The sequence below is a fragment of the Stenotrophomonas sp. YJH_SMC_65 genome (assembly GCF_059369475.1).
The window spans coordinates 134,526-153,027 of the sequence record NZ_JCAFSR010000008.1 but is presented as its reverse complement, the minus strand read 5'-3'; the positions used below and the strand labels follow the sequence as shown (position 1 = coordinate 153,027).

The following is an 18,502-nucleotide window of genomic DNA, read 5'->3' as shown; positions in this document are numbered from 1 at the left end:
GGCAACCGCCCGCTTCGGCAATCCGGCCCGTCATCGCCGATGGCCTACAATCGGCGCATGACTGATTCACCGCGTAATGGCGAACTGGACCTGGCAATCATCGGTGGTGGTGCGGCCGGGGTGCTGGTGGCGATCCAGGTGTTGCGCCAGGCCCAGGCGCCGCTGGCGCTGGCCATCTTCGAACCGGCTTCGCAGCTGGCGCAGGGCATCGCCTATGCCACGCCGTGGCCGGAGCACCTGCTGAACGTGCCGGCGGCGAAGATGAGTGCGTTTGCCGACCAGCCCGGCGATTTCCTCGACTACCTGATGGCCGCCAATGCCTACCCGGGCGAGGCGCGCGAGGTGCTGGGCGAGCGCTACGTGTGCCGCCACCACTTTGCGGCCTACCTGCAGCAGCGCCTGCAGGAGGCTGCCGCAGCCAGCCCGGCGCAGCTGCAGGTGATCGCGCAGCCGGTGCTGGGCCTGCAGCCGGATGACCATGGTTACCGGCTGCTGCTGGGCGATGGCCAGACGCTGCACGCCGCACAGGCGGTGCTGGCCACCGGCAACAGCATGCGGCCGCTGCCGGTGGCCGGTGCCGATGCGCTGCCTGCCGATGACGTGATCGAGGCCTGGGACTACGACGGCGTACGCACCCTGGCCGGTGAGCAGGCCGTGGCCATCGTCGGCTCCGGCCTGAGCATGGCCGACACCGTGCTGGCGCTGGTTGCTGCCGGCCACACCGGCCCGCTGCACGTGATCTCGCGCCATGGCCTGCTGCCGCTGCCGCATGCGCATGGCGGCCTGCCCGCGTTCGACCCGGCTGCGCTGCTGCCGATGAGCCTGCGCCAGCGCCTGCGCGCGTTGCGCGGGTTCGCGCGCCAGGCGCAGGCCGACGGCCTGCCGTGGCAGGGCGTGATGGACCGCATCCGTCCGCACGGGCAGGCGCTGTGGTGCAGCCTTGACGCGGCCGACCAGCGCCGCTTCCTGCGCCATGTGGTGCGCTACTGGGACGTGCACCGCCACCGCATCGCCGAAGAGGTCGACGCACAGCTGCAGGCGCTGATCGAAAGCGGCCAACTGCGTATTCACCGGTCCCGCCTGCAACGCATCGGCCGCGAAGGCGATGCCCTGCGGCTGTCGGGTCGCGACGCCTCCGGCAAGGATCAGCACTGGACGATCGGCGGCGTGATCAACGCCACCGGCGTGGAAACCCGCGCCAGCGCGCTGCGCAATCCCTTGCTGCAACAGCTGCAGAGCGATGGCCTGGCCCGCCCCGGCCCGCACGGGCTGGGCCTGGACAGCACAGTGCCGGGCGACCGCCTGCGTGCCGCCGGTGGCCAGCCGCAGGCGCGGCTGGGCGTACTCGGCAGCCTGCGCATCGGCAGCCTGTGGGAAAGCCTGGCGGTGCCTGAACTGCGTCAGCAGGCGCAGGCACTGGCCACCCAGGTGGTCGCAGGAGCCGCGACGGCGATGCCGTAAAATGGGGGCATGGATGTCTCCCACCTGCTTGATGGCCTGAACCCGGCCCAGCGCGAAGCCGTCTCCGCTCCCCCCGGCCACCACCTGGTGCTGGCCGGTGCCGGTTCCGGCAAGACCCGCGTACTCACCCACCGCATCGCCTGGCTGCATGAAGTCGATGGCGTGCCGACCCATGGCATTTTCGCGGTGACCTTCACCAACAAGGCGGCTGGCGAAATGCGCCACCGCATCGATGCCCAGCTGCCCCATGGCAGCCGTGGCATGTGGATCGGTACCTTCCACGGCCTGGCCAACCGCCTGCTGCGCCTGCACTGGCAGGACGCGAAGCTGCCCGAAGGCTTCCAGGTGATGGATTCGGATGACCAGCTGCGGCTGGTCAAGCGCGTGGTGCAGGCGCTGGAGCTGGACGACGGCAAGTACCCGCCCAAGCAGATCGCGTGGTGGATCAACGCGCAGAAGGACGAGGGCCGCCGCCCGCAGCACATCCAGCCCGAACCGCACGACGCGTGGCTGGAGACCATGCGCCAGGCCTACATCGAGTACCAGGCGCGCTGCGACCGCGCCGGCCTGGTCGACTTCGCCGAGCTGCTGCTGCGCGCGCACGAACTGCTGCGCGACAACCCGGCGCTGCTGTCGCACTACCGCGCCCGCTTCCGCGAGATCCTGGTGGACGAGTTCCAGGACACCAATGCCATCCAGTACGCCTTCGTGCGCGTGCTGGCCGGCGATTCCGGCCACGTGTTCGTGGTCGGCGACGACGACCAGGCCATCTACGGCTGGCGCGGTGCCAAGGTCGAGAACGTGCAGGGCTTCCTGCGCGATTTCCCGGGCGCGCAGACCATCCGCCTGGAGCAGAACTACCGCTCCACCGCCAACATCCTCGGCGCTGCCAACGCGGTGATCGCGCACAACCCGGATCGCATCGGCAAGCAGTTGTGGACCGACAGCGGTGACGGCGAGCCGATCGACCTGTACGCCGCGTACAACGAGATGGACGAGGCACGCTACATCGTCGAGCGTGCCCGCCAGTGGGTGCGCGACGGTGGCAGCTACACCGAAGTGGCCGTGCTCTACCGCAGCAACGCGCAGTCGCGCGCGCTGGAAGAAGCGCTGCTGAGCGAGCAGGTGCCGTACCGCGTGTATGGCGGCATGCGCTTCTTCGAGCGTGCCGAAATCAAGGACGCGCTGGCCTACCTGCGCCTGCTGTCCAACCGCAACGATGACGCCGCGTTCGAGCGCGCGGTCAACACGCCCACCCGGGGCATCGGCGACCGCACGCTGGACGAAGTGCGCCGCGAGGCACGCGCGCAGGGTATCTCGCTGTGGGAAGCAACGATGCTGGTCACCCAGGGCAACGCGCTGGCCGCACGCGCGCGCAATGCGCTGGCCGGCTTCCTGGGGCTGGTCAACGAGCTGCAGGCGCAGACCGTGCACATGACCCTGGCCGAGCGCGTGGACCACGTGCTGGCCCGCTCGCAGCTGCGCGAGCACTGGAGCAAGGAAAGCCGCAATGCGCTGGACTCGGAGTCGCGCACCGACAACCTCGACGAACTGGTCTCGGTGGCCTCGCGCTTCGTGCGCCGGGCCGACGACATCGAGGAAGTGGGCGAGGACATGGACGAGCTGGTCGCGTTCCTGGCCTATGCCGCGCTGGAGGCCGGTGAGGGCCAGGCGCAGGCAGGCGAAGAGGGCGTGCAGCTGATGACCCTGCACTCGGCCAAGGGCCTGGAATTCCCGCTGGTGTTCCTGGCCGGCCTGGAAGAAGGCCTGTTCCCCAGCGCACGCTCGCTGGAGGAAAGCGGGCGGCTGGAAGAAGAGCGCCGCCTGGCCTATGTCGGCATCACCCGCGCGCGCCAGAAGCTGGTGCTGAGCTATGCCGAATCGCGCCGCATCCACGGCCAGGACAACTACAGCCTGCCGTCACGCTTCCTGCGCGAGATTCCGCGCGAACTGCTGCACGAAGTGCGCCCGAAGGTGCAGGTCTCGCGCCCGGCTTCGATGGGCGCCAGCCGGGTGATGGGCCATGCCTCGATCGAGGCGCCGCCGGTCAAGCTCGGTGCGCTGGTTACCCATCCCAAGTTCGGCGAAGGCATGGTGACCGACTACGAAGGCAGCGGCGCGCACGCCCGCGTGCAGGTCGAGTTTGCTGATGCCGGCAGCAAGTGGCTGGTGATGGCCTACGCCAACCTGACGGTGATCTGATCGCCGTCGAGGGGTCGGATCCCTCCCGCAGGGAGGGCTCTGACCCCATCGCGGAATGCACGTGGTTGGGGCCGGAGCCTTTTCCGTTGGAAAAGGGCTCTGCCCCCATTAGGCTGCGCTCATGACCCGCAATGTGCTCTTCCTCTGCAGCCAGAACCGCCTGCGCAGCCCGACGGCCGAGCAGGTATTCGCCGATTGGCCGGGCATCGAGACCGCCTCGGCCGGGCTGCTGGCCGACGCCGAGGAAGTGCTCAGCCCCGAGCTGCTGCAGTGGGCCGATATCGTGTTCGTGATGGAGCGCGCCCACCGCAATCGGCTGTCCAGCCGCTACAAGGCCTGGTTGAACGGCAAGCGGGTGATCTGCCTGGATATTCCGGATGACTACGAGTACATGGACCCGGTGCTGGTGGAACTGCTGAAGCGCAAGGTCACGCCGTTCCTGCGTTGACAGGCTGTTGTAGAGCCGAGCCCATGCTCGGCTGCTTTTCCGGCCAGAAGCAGCCGAGCATGGGCTCGGCTCTACAATAGGTGGCACTTCTTCCAGGAACGCCCCCATGACCGAACCCACGCTGCACGTCACCGTGAAGTTGAACGCCCGGCTGCAGCCGGAGCACCGCCACGAACTGTTCGAGGATCCGCTCGACGCGCTGCTGCAGGCGGCCCAGGTGGGCGAGCTGACCGGCGGCGGCACCGCGATGTCCGACCTGGGTGAGGTCGAATACGGCGATATCGAAGTGGCACTGGTCGATGCCGCGGGCGTGCCGAAGCTGATCGACCTGCTGGAGCAGCTGGGTGCACCGAAGGGTTCGCAGATACAGGGCGCAGGCGAGGCCGATCGCAGCTTCGGCGTGACCGAAGGCCTGGGCATCTACCTGGATGGCCTGAACCTGCCGGACGAGGTCTACGAACAGTGCGATTCCAACCACGTGTTCGAGCAGCTGTCCGGGAACATCGACGGCCTGGGCGAGATCTGCAGCTGGTGGCAGGGCCCGACCGAGACCGCGCTGTACATGTACGGCCAATCGTTCGAGGCGATGCGCGATGCGATTGACGAGTTCGTGGCCAGCTACCCGCTGTGCCAGAACGCGCGCATCGTGCAGATCGCCTGAGCGACATTGTTGTAGAGCCGAAGGTAGCGGCAGGAGCCGCTGCCAACGTCGCTTGCGACGGCCCGAAGGGTGCCGGTCAGGACGACCGGCATAGCCCATGTTCGGCTGCTCTTCCCGCCAGAAGCAGCCGAGCACGGGCTCGGCTCTACAGAAGAGGGCGGGCCGAGCCTGTCCCCCGGACCACGTGACGGTGCGCACACGCCGCTGCGCGGCGCCGGATTGATCCTGCTCAAGGCGCCGCCTGCACATACGGTGTGCAATGGTGTCGTTCCCATCTGGCAGACCGCCACGGAGCCCCACCATGTACAAGCGCATCCTGATTGCCACTGACGGGTCCGAACTGGCCGACAAGGGCCTGGCCAAGGGCTTGGAGCTGGCCAAGGACCTTAACGCCGAGGTCGATATCGTCACTGTTTCCGAGCCGTGGGCCGTCGGCATGTACGACGCCATGGGCTGGAGCGTGGGCTACATGAACAGCCCCGAATACAAGGCCGACCGCGAGGAAGGCGCGCAGAAGGTGCTGCAGCCGGCGCTGGCCAAGGCCGCCGAGCAGGGCATCACCGCCAACCCGGTACACGTGCTGGACCGCTATGCGGCCGACGGCATCATCGAGACCGCCGGTGAGCGCAACAGCGACCTGATCGTGATGACCTCGCACGGCCGCCGCGGCGTGACCCGTGTACTGCTGGGCAGCCAGACCGCCGAAGTGCTGGCACGCAGCACGCTGCCGGTGCTGGTCATCCGCTGATCCATACCCGCTGATTCAAGCGTTCCCGGGGAGGGGACCCGACGCCGGCCGCAGGATGCGCGCCGGCGTTGTTTTTTTGTGGGGGGATCGGGGCCGTGCCGGTGGCTTCGAGGGGGTCAGAGCCCTTTCCTGTGGAAAGGGATCCGACCCCGGTCACAACCCCGGTCACCTCACCAGCTGTACAGCTTCCAGTAGACCGGCGACACGCCGTCCTTGTCGTTGTCCATGCGGCCGTCGCCGTTCTTGTCGTACATGTAGAACGGGGCACCGCGCGACGGGGTCACCTTGACCATGCGCAGCTGGCCGGACACGCGGTATTCCTCGATGGTGTCACCGTTGTCCATGGTGCGCTTGGATACATCCGCGCCCTTGACGTCCACCGGGGGAGCGCCCGCGCCACCCATGCTGGCGCAGCCAGCGAGCAGGAGCAGGGAAGCCAGCATCAGGGTCTTCATCGGCGGGGCCTTTGCCTGGAAAGAGCCCTGATTATGCCCCATCGCGGTGTACGGGCCGTGTCGCCGCGGTGCAGGCACGGGCGCGTAGAATCGGCACATGAGCAGATTAGTCCTGATCGACGGGTCCAGTTACCTGTACCGCGCGTTCCACGCGCTGCCGCCCCTGTCCAATGCACAGGGTGAACCCACCGGCGCGCTGTTCGGCGTGGTCAACATGCTGCGTTCGACGCTGAAGGAGCGCCCGGCCTACGTCGCGTTCGTGGTCGACGCGCCGGGCAAGACCTTCCGTGACGACCTGTACGACCAGTACAAGGCCAACCGCCCGCCGATGCCCGATGAGCTGCGCAGCCAGGTCGAGCCGATGTGCCGCATCGTCGAAGCGCTGGGCATCAGCATCCTGCGCATCCCCGGCGTGGAGGCCGACGATGTGATCGGCACGCTGGCCCTTCAGGGCCTGGCGCAGGACCTGAAGGTGACCATTTCCACCGGCGACAAGGACTTCGCCCAGCTGGTGCGCCCGGGCATCGAGCTGGTCAACACCATGACCGGCAGCCGCATGGATTCGGATGCGGCGGTGATGGAGAAGTTCGGCGTGCGCGCCGACCAGATCATCGACCTGCTGGCGCTGATGGGCGACGCGGTCGACAACGTGCCGGGCGTGGAGAAGTGCGGGCCGAAGACCGCCGCCAAGTGGCTGGCCGAGTACCAGCACCTGGACGGCGTGATGGCGGCCGCGCCGGCCATGAAGGGCAAGATCGGCGAGAACCTGCGCGCCGCGCTGGAGCGGCTGCCGCTGAACCGCGAGCTGGTGACCATCCGTACCGACGTGCAGCTGGACGCCAGCCCGACCACGCTGGCCCTGCGCGAGCAGGATGTGCCGGCGCTGACCGAGCTGTATACGCGCTATGGCTTCACCCAGGCGCTGAAGGAGCTGGGCGCGCCGGTGCCGGCACCGGTGGCCGCCAGCGAGGCGACCCCGAGCCTGCGTGGCACCGCCGCTGGCTTCGCCCGTGGCAGCGTCGAGGCGCCCGCCGCTGGCACGCTGGATCCGGCACTGTCCGCGCCGGGTGAGTACGAGACCGTGCTGACCGCCGAGCAGCTGCAGGCCTGGGTCGAACGCCTGCAGCAGGCCGAACTGATCAGCTTCGATACCGAGACCGATGCGCTGGACGCGATGCGCGCGCGCCTGGTGGGCATCAGCCTGGCCGTCGAGCCGGGCAGGGCGGCGTACATTCCGGTCGGCCACGATTACCCGGGTGCGCCGGCCCAGCTGCCCATGCAGCAGGTGCTGGACGCACTGCGCCCGGCGCTGCAGGACCCGGCGAAGAAGAAGCTGGGCCAGCATGGCAAGTACGACCTGCATGTGCTGCGCCGCCACGGCGTGGCGGTGCAGGGCTACCACGACGACACCATGCTCGAGAGCTTCGTGCTCAATTCCACCGCCACCCGCCACGACATGGATTCGCTGGCGCTGCGTTACCTGGGCTACAGCACCATCAAGTTCGAGGACGTGGCCGGCAAGGGCGCCAAGCAGATCCCGTTCTCGCAGGTGGGCATCGACGAAGCCAGCCGCTACGCCGCCGAGGACGCCGACATCACCCTGCGCCTGCACCACGCATTGCAGCCGCAGCTGCTGGCCGAGCCGGCGCTGGACAGCGTGTACCGCAACATCGAGATGCCGCTGGTGCCGGTGCTGGCGAGCATTGAAGCCAATGGCGTGCGGATCGACACCGACGAACTGCGCCGGCAGAGCCAGGACCTGTCCTCGCGCATGCTGGCCGCGCAGCAGAAGGCCACCGAGCTGGCCGGGCGCAGCTTCAACCTGGATTCGCCCAAGCAGCTGCAGGCGGTGCTGTTCGACGAGCTGAAGCTGCCGGCGGTGGTGAAGACCCCGAAGGGCCAGCCCAGCACCAATGAAGAGGCGCTGGAGGCGATTGCCGACCAGCATGAGCTGCCGCGGGTCATCCTGGACTACCGTGGGTTGGCCAAGCTGCGCAGCACCTACACCGACAAGCTGCCGGAGATGGTCAACCCGGACACCGGCCGGGTGCATACCAGCTACCACCAGTCCGGTGCCGCCACCGGCCGCCTGTCCTCGTCGGACCCGAACCTGCAGAACATCCCGATCCGCACCGAGGACGGCCGCCGCATCCGCCGCGCGTTCATCGCCCCGGAAGGCTTCCAGCTGCTGGCGGCCGACTATTCGCAGATCGAACTGCGGATCATGGCCCACCTGTCCGAGGACCCGGGCCTGGTGCGTGCCTTCGAGCAGGGCGCCGACGTACACCGTGCCACCGCCGCCGAGGTGTTCGGGCGCACGCTGGAGGAGGTGACCCCGAACGAGCGCCGCGCCGCCAAGGCCATCAACTTCGGCCTGATGTACGGCATGAGCGCCTTCGGCCTGGCCCGCAACCTGGGCATCGACCGTGGCCAGGCGCAGGACTACGTGGCGCTGTACTTCAGCCGCTACCCGGGCGTGCGCGACTTCATGGAGCGGATGCGCCAGCAGGCCCGTGACCAGGGCTACGTGGAAACCCTGTTCGGCCGTCGCCTGTACCTGAACGACATCCACGCCCGCAACCAGGGCCTGCGTGCCGGTGCTGAACGCGCGGCGATCAACGCGCCGATGCAGGGCACTGCCGCCGACATCATCAAGCGCGCGATGGTGGATGTGGACCAGTGGCTGCGTGACAGCGGGGCGCCGGCACGGATGATCCTGCAGGTGCACGATGAACTGGTGTTCGAAACCGAAAGCAGTTTCGTCGAGGACCTGCGTTTGCAGGTGGTGGAGCGCATGTCGCAAGCGGCCAAACTGCGGGTGCCACTGGTGGTCGACACGGGCGTCGGCAACAACTGGGACGAAGCGCACTGACGGTGTTTCAGGCCGAAAACGACGTGAATTTGTTCATGAGTCGGGTGTTTCTGACTCGACCATGAATGTTGCCCCTATTGAAATTCATTAAATGGGGCCCCTTCACGAACCGTTAGTGTTCGAAGTGCTTCTATAACTCCCGACAGGCGCAACGCCTGTTGTGGATCTCTCCCATCCCCTGGAGCAGATCTCGGAACGGGGACTCCTCCCCAAGTGCCCGTTCCCCGGCCCCGTTGACCTCCCCCTGGTCAGCGGGGCTTTTTATTTGCGCCAACGGAACACACACTGGGGGTCAGATCCCTTTGCCCGCCGGGCAAAGGGATCTGACCCCAGATGCTAGGCTGGGCCACCGTTCCGCAGGGGAAGACCATGCCCGACCTGTTCGCCCTGGCCATGCCGTGGTGGGAATTCATCCTGCGCGCGGTGGTGGTCTATGTCGTGGTGCTGGGCATGGTCCGGCTGGGCGGCAAGCGGGCTCTGGGGCAGATCACGCCTTTCGACGTGCTGCTGATCGTGCTGCTGGGCAACGCGGTGCAGAACGCGCTGCTGGGCACCGACACCTCGCTGGGCGGTGGCCTGCTGCTGGCGGCCACCCTGATCGTGCTGAACTACGGGGTGGGCTGGTTGACCACCCGGAATCGGCGCATGGAGCGGATGATCGAAGGAGAGCCCACCGTGATCGCGCGTGATGGCCGGCTGTTGGAGGGCGTTCTCCGCCGCGAACTGATCAGCCGGGCCGATTTCGATGCCGCGCTGCGCCAACAGGGCGGGCTGCGGATCGAGGACGTGCAGATCGCCTTGCTGGAGACGACCGGGCACATCACGATCATCGCGCGGAAGAGCACCTGACCTCGTAGCGCCGGGCCCATGCCCGGCTCAACAGGTGCCTGGCCTCAGGGAGCGGCTTCAGCCTTCAGCGCCGGCCAGTTGCGCGTCGCGTCCACATCGCAGGCGACGTGGGTGCCCTTGCCGTCCTTCGCGCAGATCGCCGCCATGGCCTGCGGAATCTTCGGATCCGCGGTATGCGCATACACCGCGGCCATTGCCAGGCAACCTTCGCGCACACCCGCGCTGCACAGCGTCTGGAAGTAGGACCGCGATGCGGCCCATTGTTCGTTTTTGAACAGTGCCTCGCCGGCAACCTTGCAGCCCAGCAGCTTGCCATCGGTGCAGCAGGCCTTGGCGCCGTCCTTGCGGTCCAGGGTCGGGCAGTCCAGCGGCAGGGGGATCTCCGCGAAGGCCACCGGCGGTGCGCAGCTGGCATTGCCTGAGCCCGGCTTGCGCTCGTAGTAGGCGAAGCGGTTGCCGCCGTCGACGCTGGCCAGGTTTCCGTTCTTCAGCGGCTGCAGTACGAAGTCGCTGCCGACGTCGCGATGGATGAGGATGCGCCCGTCCTGCAGGCTCGCGCGCAGGCGCTGGTCGCGGCCCCCGGCTTCCACCAGGCCACCATCGAGGAAACGCAGCTGCGAGAGCACGCCGTACTCCGCTTCATAGCTCCCACAGGGCAGCGCGGAAGCCGGCACCGGGGCCAGTGCGGCGGCCGGTACCGAGGCCAGTCGGGCAAGCGCCTCGGCGCGGCCGCAGGCCACGCCCTCCGCGCGCTGGGCGCACGACAGCTGCAGCGCGTCATGGGCCTGCAACAGGAGCCCACCACTCCACAGCGCCTCGGCAACGTCGGCGCAGAACGCCTCGCCGTGCTGCTGCCGGCACAGTGCGGCCAGTTCATCGAGCTGCGCGGACGGCAAGACAGGGTCGTTCGAATGCTGCAGGCCGAGCACGGCCTTGCCCATCATCTCGGCGCCGACCACCTCGGCGATCGCCCTGCAGCCCTCGGCATTGAACGACGCCGAATCCTCCTTGCAGATCTCCGGCATCGGCGGCTCGGAACGTGCAGGCGCCGGCGCTGCGTCCTTGGCCTGCCGCTGGTAGGTCTCCAGCAGCTGCATGCAGGCCGCGCCCACGCCTTCGGCGCACCAGGCATGCAGCTTCAGCGGTTCGGCTTCCGGCAACGCCTCCAGGCACTCGGAGGTGTTCATTACGCAGCCGCCCTCGATGGGCTCCGGCATCGTCTTGCAGGCGGCGGTGTGCTCGCGGGTGAATTCGCGATAGGGGGTGCTGATCGTGCGATCGTTGTCCGAGAAGTACCAGTTTTCCAGGCGGCCGGTGGACAGGTTGCCGGTGCCGAGCACGTCCTCCTGGCGGGCGATGCGCAGCTGCTCGGTGGCTTGGTAGGGGCCGGACAGGAAACCATGGCCTTCACTTTCGATGGTCAGCGTGGTGTTGCCGTCGACGTCCTTGTAGGTGCCGCAGGCCATCGATTGCGCGGCGGCCGGCAGGCTGGCCGAGGCCAATGCAAGCAACAGCAGGGAGCGCCAGCCCGCGGCGCGGGGGCGGAAGGGAACAGCAGCAGGCATGGGGTCATCCTTGAAGGAGGCAGTGCAGGGCCTGTCCGGCGCGGGGCGCACCACAGGCGTAAGAAGGCGCCACGGATCAGGCGTGGCGCCGGACGATCAGAGCCAGTCGCGTGGCACCAGGTAGTCGGCCAGGCGCGCCTCGGCGCTGCCCGCTTCCGGGGTGAAGCCGTACTCCCAGCGCACCCGCGGCGGCAGGCTCATCAGGATGCTTTCGCTGCGGCCACCGCTCTGCAGCCCGAACAGGGTGCCGCGGTCGTAGACCAGGTTGAACTCCACGTAGCGGCCGCGGCGGTACAGCTGGAACTCGCGTTCGCGCTCGCCATATGCGGCGTCCTTGCGCTGCTGCACGATCGGCAGGTAGGCGTCGAGGAAGCCATCACCGACCGCACGCAGATAAGCGAAATCGCGCTCGAAATCGCCGTGCAGGTCATCGAAGAACAGGCCGCCGACGCCGCGCGTTTCATTGCGGTGGCGCAGGAAGAAGTATTCATCGCACCAGCGCTTGTGCGCGGCATAGCGCTCGTCGCCGAACGGCGTGCACAGGTTGCGTGCGACCCGGTGCCAATGCTGCACGTCCTCGTCGAACGGGTAGAACGGAGTCAGGTCGAAGCCGCCGCCGAACCAGCTGGCCACCACTTCGCCGTCGCGCTGCGCCTGGAAGAAGCGCACGTTGGCATGGGTGGTCGGCACGTAGGGATTGAGCGGGTGGAACACCAGCGACACGCCGGTGGCGCGCCAGGAGGCGCCGGCCAGTTCCGGGCGGTTGGCCGAGGCCGACGGCGGCAGGCGGCTGCCGGCCACATCGGAGAAGCCGATGCCGGCCTGCTCGAACACCGCGCCGTCGCGCAGCACGCGGGTACGCCCGCCACCGCCCTCGGCCCGCTGCCACAGGTCTTCCTGGAAGCGGGCCTGGCCATCGACGGCCTCGATCGCCGCACAGATGCGGTCCTGCAGGTCGGTGAGGTAGGTGCGCACGCGCTCGAATTCGTTCATGGCGCTACTTTACCGCAGGGCCCGCCCGAAGCTGCGGGCAGGCCTTGGCCGGCTCATCGCTTGCGGTTGGAAGCGTGCGGCGCCGGAGTGTCCTCGGCCGTCGCTTCGTCCACCGCCTCCTGCAGGACACGGCCCAGCTCCAGGGCGCTCCAGTTTCCGGTGTCCAGCACGTCGCAGGCGACGTGGCGCCCGCTGCGGTCGGCGGCACACAGCCGCTCCAGCGTCGCATGGGCGTCGATGTCGCTGCTGCGGCCCTGCGCTGCGACCAGGTTTTCGCAGCCCTCGCGCACGCCGGCACGGCACACGGTGGTGTAGTGCTCTGCCGCCTGCCGCCACTGGCCGGACAGCGCAAGACGGTTGCCAAGAATGTTGCAGCCCTGCAGCTTGCCCTGCGCGCAGCAGGCTTCGGCACCGCCGCTGGCCAGCGCCTGCGGGCAGTCCTGCGGCAGCGGCAGCACCGTGTAGTGTTTCGGCGGGCTGCAGGTGCTCGCGCCCTCGCCGGTCGGCACGAACACCTGGAAGCGTGTCCACGTGTCCAGGCCCAGCAGCTGGCCCCCGGGCAACGGCCGCAGCACGAAGTCGCCGCCCTTGTCGTGGCGGATGCGGATGTCGCCGTCTTCGACACGAGCACGCAGTTGGCTGTCCCAGCCGATGCCGACCCGTCCTGCATCGCCGAAGTCCAGCGTATCCATCAGGCCACCTGCGGCGCGGAAGGTGCCGCAGGGCAGCGCCGTAGCCGGCTGCGGCCGCAACGAGGCGCCCAGCGCCTGCAATGCAGGCAGGCGCTCGCAGGCGGCGCTTTCCTTACCGGGCGCGCACGCTGTGGTCAGTGCCTGCACCGCCTGCAAGGGGTCGTCGGATTCCCACGAGAGCTCGGCCACGCGGCTGCAGAAGCCGCCATGGCCGACCTGCTGGCACAACTGCAACAGCTGCTGGCGCTGCGCGGCCGGCACCACCACCGGCGTGGAGGGTGACAGCACGGAGCTCACGGCTTCGACCATCGCCGCACCCATCGCGGCCTTGACGATCTGCTCCTGCAGCGCCGGATCCGCTTCCAGCGCCGCTGCACAGGCCGGTGTCTCGTTGCTGAAGCCGCCATTCCGGCACGGCACAGGCAGTTCGATGCCGGCCAGTGCGGTATCGAGGATGGCCTGTTGCTGCGCCTCATCCGGCGTGGCCGGCGCCCTGGCCTCGTCATGCCAGCGATCGGCCAGCTGCAGGCACATGCCGGGCACGCCTTCCCGGCACCCTGCTTCCAGCGCGGCCGGGGGCGCTTCACGGCGGTTGTCCAGGCACGCCGCCGCATCGGCCAAGCAGCTGCCTTCAGCCGGCCTGGCTGCGGCGGCGCACTGTGCGGGGGCCTGCAGGATGTAGACCGTGCCATCCACCTCGACGGTGCGGCCACGATCGCGCACCTGCAACGCGCTGGGCAGGCCGTACTCCAGGTTCACCAGTTGCAGCTTTCCGTCGATCTGCTGGAACGCGACCGGAGACGGCGCACTGCCGAAGTGCTTCTGCTCGCCGCGGTTCGGTGAGCTGATGCGCAGCGTGCCGCTGCCTTCGTCGGCCTTGAACAGGCCGCATTGCGGTGACTGTGCGGCGGCCATCGGCGCGGCCAGCAGCAGCGCCCAGGCCAGCCAGCGGCGGCGCGGTGCGGGTGAATGCATGTCGTCTCCTTGACGATTGAACGGGAAACTCCAGGCGCTACGGCGAATCACGGCCCTCGCGCGGGGGCGTGCATTGTGCCGTGCCGGGCACCGGCTGGTAGCGCTGGTAACCGGTCTGCGTATCCATGCCAAGCAGGTCGCCGTTGCCCAGCTGGCGCAGGACAAGGGTTTCGCCGTCCTGCTGCAGGTGGATGGCGCCGTCATACAGGCGGCCGCGCGTGCCGTCGCCGAAGTCGAGCCTGTCGACTTGGCCGCCCTCGGCCTGGTAGCGGCCACACGGCACCTGCCGGAGCGGCACCAGGCGTAGATCGGCGCCGAGTTCACGCAATGGCGCACTACGTTCGCAGGCACTGGCGCGCCCCGCATCGCAGATGACCTGCAGCGCCTGCACGGCCAGCGCGGGTTCCAGCGCGATCAACTGCTGCTCGGCAACCTCGGTGCAGAAGCGACCACCACGGTGTTGCAGGCACAGCTGCTGCAGACGATCACGTGCAGCGCCCGGAAGCGGCGAATCCAGCGCGTCTTCGTCTACCTGTTGCAGACGTTCGCCCAATTGCTGCATGGCGGCAGCCAGCGCATCACTGGTTTGCGTCTCGCAGGCCCCCGGATCATGCCCAGGTGTGGGTTCGCGGCAGATGCCCGGGCGCTCGAAGCGGGCCGGGCCGGTGTCATCGGCTACTGCTGCGCTGTCCTCGCGCAGTTGTCGCAGCAGCGTCGAGCAGCCTGCGCCAACGCCTTCGTTGCACGCGCGCAGGGCCTGGCCGGGTGAGGCCGTGGGCAGCTGAGCGATGCAGTGGCTGCCAGCGGCGCGACAGCTGCCGTCCATCACGCTGGGCTCGATGGCGCAGGCGCGGGAGTGGCTCAGCGTGTAGGTCACCACGTCGTCCTCGATGCGCTGTCCATCGGCACTGATCCGGATCGGTTGCGCCACGCCATCGTCGAGCATGACCAACCGGGTCTGCGCCGCACTGCGATCGACCCATAGCGGCTCCCGTTCACGGATGTCGTTGTGGCGGTAGCCGCTGCTGGGGGTGGTGAACACGAGCGCCGTGCCGCCATCGGCGCTGCGGTATTCGCCACACTGCAACGCGTCGGCGCTGGCAGGCAGCGCGGCGAACAGCAGTGCGGGAAGAAGCATCAGCAAGCGCATGCGACAGTCCTTGTCGAACGGGGATCGGTAGAACTCAGTGGAAGCGCGAGCGCACATCCGGCCGCAGCAGGCGCCAGGCCAGCCAGCCCTGCAGGCCGAGAAGCACGAACGACATGCCGACCACGGTCAGCGTGATCAGCCAGCGTTTCAGCTGCAGCTCCTGCAGCAGGGCCGGGTCATTGGCCAGCAGCGGAATGAAGTCGCCCATGAACAGGTCCAGCCACCAGGCGGCCGCGAAGTTGGTCAGGCCACTCAGCAGCAGCAGTACCACGAAGCTCCACAGGCCCCAGCGCCGTTCGCGCAGCAGGCCCCAGCTGGATACGGTCGAGGCCAGGCACAACAGCGCGACGACCATCGATGCGGCTACCGGGTGCGCCAGCAGCCAGATCAGGCTGTGCAGCTGCTGGTGCTGCACTTCGCTTTCCACCAGGCGCCACAGCGCGAGGTTGTGCAACGGCCACAGCACCAGTCCCTGCAGCACGAAGTAGATCGTCAGCACCAGTGACAGCCAGAACGAGGCCTGTGCGACAGGACGCACCCAGGCGTGATAGGCCGGGGAAGGCAGCGAGGGGATCGACGGGATCGACATTGACATCCGATGTCCTTGCAGTCGGCGCCCGCCTGCTCAGCGGGCCGTCACCCGGGTGGCGACCGCCGGCAGGATATGGTGTTCGCTCAAGGGTGCCAAGGGCAGGCCATGCGGTGGTTGCAGCGGCACCCAGGCCAGTTCGGCAATTTCGGCGCACGCCTGTGGCGTACCGTCCACCTGCACCCACCAGGCCTGGGCCTGCACGCGGTGGCCGGGCTCGTTCACCGCCCAGTCCTCGAAGGTGCCCAGCGCGATGGCGGTCTCGGCGCGCAGCTGCACGCCCAGTTCCTCGTGCAGTTCGCGGGCCAGCGCCAGCAGCGGTGCTTCGCCGGGTTCGGGCTTGCCACCGGGCTGGATGAAGCGGCGGGCACCGTGCTTGCGCACCAGCAGCGCCCGGCCGCGGTCATCCAGGATGACCGCGGCCACGATCCGGATCGTGGCCGCGGCGTTGCTCACTTCAGGTTCTGCTCGAACAGCTTGAGGATGCGCTTGTACTGGTCCAGCCAGGAATCGGCACGCACGTAGCCGTGGCGTTCCAGCGGGTACGGTGCGATCGACCAGTTGTCCTTGTGCAGTTCGATCAGGCGCTGGGTCAGGTTCACCGAGTCCTGGAAGAACACGTTGTCATCCATCATGCCGTGGGCGATCAGCAGGTTGTCCTGCAGGTTCTGCGCGTACTCGATCGGCGAGGACACGCGGTACGCCTCCGGATCGATGTCCGGGGTGTTGAGGATGTTGCTGGTGTAGCCGTGGTTGTAGTTGTGCCAGTCGACCACCGGGCGCAGCGCGGCGCCGGCCTTGAACGTGCCCGGTGCACGGAACAGCGCCATGAAGGTCATGAAGCCGCCGTAGGAGCCGCCGTAGATGCCGGCGTGGTCACGGTCGCCCTGCTGGGTGTCGACCAGCCAGTCCAGGCCATCCTTGTAGTCTTCAAGTTCCGGGTGGCCCATGTTGCGGTAGATGGCCGTGCGCCAGTCGCGGCCGTAGCCCTCGCTGCCGCGGTAATCCATGTCCAGCACGATGTAGCCCTTCTGCACCAGCAGGTTGTGGAACATCTGCTCGCGGAAGTAGGCCGGGTAGCGCTGGTGCACGTTCTGCAGGTAGCCGGCGCCGTGCACGAACATCACGATCGGGTACTTCTTCCCCGGTTCCTTGTTTTCCGGCTCGTAGTACTTGGCCCAGACCACGCCCGCACCGTGCCTGGACGGTACCGCGACCAGCTTCGGCTGGATCCACTGGCGTGCCTTGTAGTCGGCGGTGCGGGTGTCGGTCAGCACGCGTGCCTGGCCGCCGGTGCTGGGCAGCACCGCCAGCTGCGGCGGCAGGTAGGCACCGGAGTAACGCACCAGCAGCTGCTGGCCATCCGGCGACAGCGAGAAGTCTTCCACGCCATTGAGGCTGGTCAGCTCGCGCACCTGGCGGTTGCCGGTGTCGACCGCGCAGACTTCGTAGTCATGCGGCGCCTGCTGGTTGCACAGGAAATAGAAGCCCTTGCCATCAGCCGACGGCACCGGTGCCGAGGTTTCCCACTTGCCGCTGGTCAGCGCCTGCGGCTTGGCGGTGCCGGCCTGGGTGTACAGGTGCGAGAAGCCCGATTCCTCGGACAGCAGCCACAGCGTGCGGCCATCGGCCATCCAGCCGAAATCGTTGAAGCCCCAGTTGATCCAGGCGTTGTCGGTCAGGCGGTGGCGGTTCTGCACGCGGCCGTCGGCGGCGTTGACGCTGATGATCCAGCGGTCCTTGTTGTCGTTGGCACGCAGCATCACCGCGGCCTGCTGGCCGTCGGCGCTCCAGCGGATGCCGCCGCCCATGAAGTCGCTCATCACCTGCACGCTGCGCTCGCCCTTCAGCGCATCCTTGCCGGCCTTGCGGCGCAGCTCGGCCAGCGGGTCGGTGCTGATGCCCGGCAGGCTGGACAGCGAGACTTTCTCGGCCTTGCCGGTGCGCACGTCCACGTACCACAGGGTGTGTGGCTCGAAGCCGTTGCGGCCGACGCGGGTGCGGGTGTCCTCGGTTTCCTCGTAGCCCGATTCGGTCACGTACAGCGGCATCTTGCTGGTGCGGCCGTCGTCGAAGTCCTTCGGCTTGGTCACCACGATCAGGTGGGTCAGGTCCGGCGACAGCACGCTGTCACCGATCTCGACGTCGGCGCCCAGGTAGACCGGGCCCGGCGCACGGGTCGGGTCGGCCTGGCGCCAGCGCTGGTCCTGGTCCTTCAATGCCTCGCGCTGCTCGCGGTCGCGGCGCAGGGTTTCCAGCGTGCGCAGCTGCTGGTCGCGCAGCACGTCGGCCTTCGGCGGCGTACGCGGGTCCTTCTCGGCTTTCAGGCTGGCCACCTGCTGCACGCCGCTGGCGGCGGTCCAGTGGAACCAGTTCTGGCCGACGCGCCAGATCACGCCGTTGTCGGCGGCAAAGTTCACGTTGCCCGCGCGCTCGTTGCTGCGGGTGAGCTGGGTCAGCGCGCCGCTGCGCAGGTCGCGCACGAACACATCGCCATTGCGCACGAAGGCGCTGCGGCTGCGGCTGCGGTCGTAGACCGGCTCGGCCACGTCCAGGGTGCCGCGCTGGTCATCGGCCACCTGCGCGGCCACGCCACCGGCTACCGGCTGGCGGAAGGTATCGCGTACCGGGCTGCCGTTGCGCTTGAGCTGGTACTCCACCTGCTGGCTGTTCCACGACCACCAGGCCTTCTCGACCGGCGGACCGATCCAGTCCGGGTCGGCCATGGCCTGTTCGATGGTGATCGACGTCGGCGCGGCATGCGCAGCCGGTGCGGCCAGCACGGCCGACAGCAGGAGGGACAGGGGCAGCACTCGGGACATGGGCGGACGGCACCAGTAGA

General features: G+C 68.2%; 15 protein-coding genes. 7 read left to right on the top strand and 8 right to left on the bottom strand.

What is annotated here, in order from left to right:
• Window positions 1-39 precede the first annotated feature (39 nt).
• The 5 genes from AC5P7A_RS16145 to AC5P7A_RS16125 all read left to right on the top strand — a co-directional run bounded on the left by AC5P7A_RS16145 (window position 40) and on the right by AC5P7A_RS16125 (window position 5,520).
• Window positions 40-1,461, top strand: a complete 1,422-nt coding sequence (locus AC5P7A_RS16145; RefSeq protein ID WP_164076985.1) for an FAD/NAD(P)-binding protein — start codon at window positions 40-42, stop codon at window positions 1,459-1,461.
• Window positions 1,462-1,470: 9 nt separating this feature from the next.
• Window positions 1,471-3,663, top strand: coding sequence for a DNA helicase II (uvrD, locus tag AC5P7A_RS16140; RefSeq protein ID WP_014648867.1), 2,193 nt, complete (start codon window positions 1,471-1,473; stop codon window positions 3,661-3,663).
• A 121-nt stretch (window positions 3,664-3,784) separates the two neighbouring features.
• Entirely contained in the window at window positions 3,785-4,111 is a 327-nt protein-coding gene (locus AC5P7A_RS16135; protein WP_032960648.1) for a low molecular weight protein tyrosine phosphatase family protein, read from the top strand.
• A 106-nt stretch (window positions 4,112-4,217) separates the two neighbouring features.
• Window positions 4,218-4,772: a hypothetical protein gene (locus tag AC5P7A_RS16130; protein WP_049442082.1), complete on the top strand. Its 555-nt coding sequence runs from the start codon at window positions 4,218-4,220 to the stop codon at window positions 4,770-4,772.
• A gap of 301 nt (window positions 4,773-5,073) precedes the next feature.
• On the top strand, window positions 5,074-5,520 hold the full coding sequence (locus AC5P7A_RS16125) for a universal stress protein (RefSeq protein ID WP_005411629.1): 447 nt from the start codon (window positions 5,074-5,076) through the stop codon (window positions 5,518-5,520).
• Window positions 5,521-5,690: 170 nt separating this feature from the next.
• Here AC5P7A_RS16125 and AC5P7A_RS16120 read toward each other — a convergent pair whose 3' ends face one another.
• A complete protein-coding gene (locus AC5P7A_RS16120; RefSeq protein ID WP_014038952.1) occupies window positions 5,691-5,975 on the bottom strand; it encodes a DUF2782 domain-containing protein in 285 nt (94 codons plus the stop codon).
• Window positions 5,976-6,072: 97 nt separating this feature from the next.
• On the opposite strand from AC5P7A_RS16120, the gene polA reads away from it, so the two are divergent.
• Both polA and AC5P7A_RS16110 read left to right on the top strand, forming a co-directional pair.
• Window positions 6,073-8,847, top strand: coding sequence for a DNA polymerase I (gene polA, locus AC5P7A_RS16115; RefSeq protein WP_111205375.1), 2,775 nt, complete (start codon window positions 6,073-6,075; stop codon window positions 8,845-8,847).
• Window positions 8,848-9,216: 369 nt separating this feature from the next.
• On the top strand, window positions 9,217-9,696 hold the full coding sequence (locus tag AC5P7A_RS16110; protein WP_014648862.1) for a DUF421 domain-containing protein: 480 nt from the start codon (window positions 9,217-9,219) through the stop codon (window positions 9,694-9,696).
• Between the two features lie 44 nt (window positions 9,697-9,740).
• Here the strand turns inward: AC5P7A_RS16110 and AC5P7A_RS16105 are convergent, their stop codons facing one another.
• From AC5P7A_RS16105 to AC5P7A_RS16075, 7 genes are all read right to left on the bottom strand, one after another.
• Window positions 9,741-11,261, bottom strand: coding sequence for a hypothetical protein (locus tag AC5P7A_RS16105; protein WP_495220334.1), 1,521 nt, complete (start codon window positions 11,259-11,261; stop codon window positions 9,741-9,743).
• A 96-nt stretch (window positions 11,262-11,357) separates the two neighbouring features.
• Window positions 11,358-12,254, bottom strand: a complete 897-nt coding sequence (gene hemF, locus AC5P7A_RS16100) for an oxygen-dependent coproporphyrinogen oxidase (protein WP_032960638.1) — start codon at window positions 12,252-12,254, stop codon at window positions 11,358-11,360.
• A gap of 53 nt (window positions 12,255-12,307) precedes the next feature.
• Window positions 12,308-13,921, bottom strand: coding sequence for a hypothetical protein (locus tag AC5P7A_RS16095; protein WP_495220333.1), 1,614 nt, complete (start codon window positions 13,919-13,921; stop codon window positions 12,308-12,310).
• Between the two features lie 37 nt (window positions 13,922-13,958).
• The gene (locus AC5P7A_RS16090) at window positions 13,959-15,071 is read right to left on the bottom strand and encodes a hypothetical protein (protein ID WP_495220332.1); all 1,113 of its coding nucleotides are present in this window, start codon (window positions 15,069-15,071) and stop codon (window positions 13,959-13,961) included.
• A gap of 34 nt (window positions 15,072-15,105) precedes the next feature.
• Window positions 15,106-15,666: a hypothetical protein gene (locus AC5P7A_RS16085; RefSeq protein WP_126411517.1), complete on the bottom strand. Its 561-nt coding sequence runs from the start codon at window positions 15,664-15,666 to the stop codon at window positions 15,106-15,108.
• Between the two features lie 30 nt (window positions 15,667-15,696).
• A complete protein-coding gene (locus tag AC5P7A_RS16080; RefSeq protein ID WP_111205371.1) occupies window positions 15,697-16,116 on the bottom strand; it encodes an NUDIX hydrolase in 420 nt (139 codons plus the stop codon).
• Complete coding sequence (locus AC5P7A_RS16075) at window positions 16,113-18,482, bottom strand: S9 family peptidase (RefSeq protein WP_495220331.1); 2,370 nt, start codon at window positions 18,480-18,482, stop codon at window positions 16,113-16,115. The genes AC5P7A_RS16080 and AC5P7A_RS16075 overlap by 4 nt, the downstream gene beginning before the upstream one ends.
• Window positions 18,483-18,502: the final 20 nt, after the last annotated feature.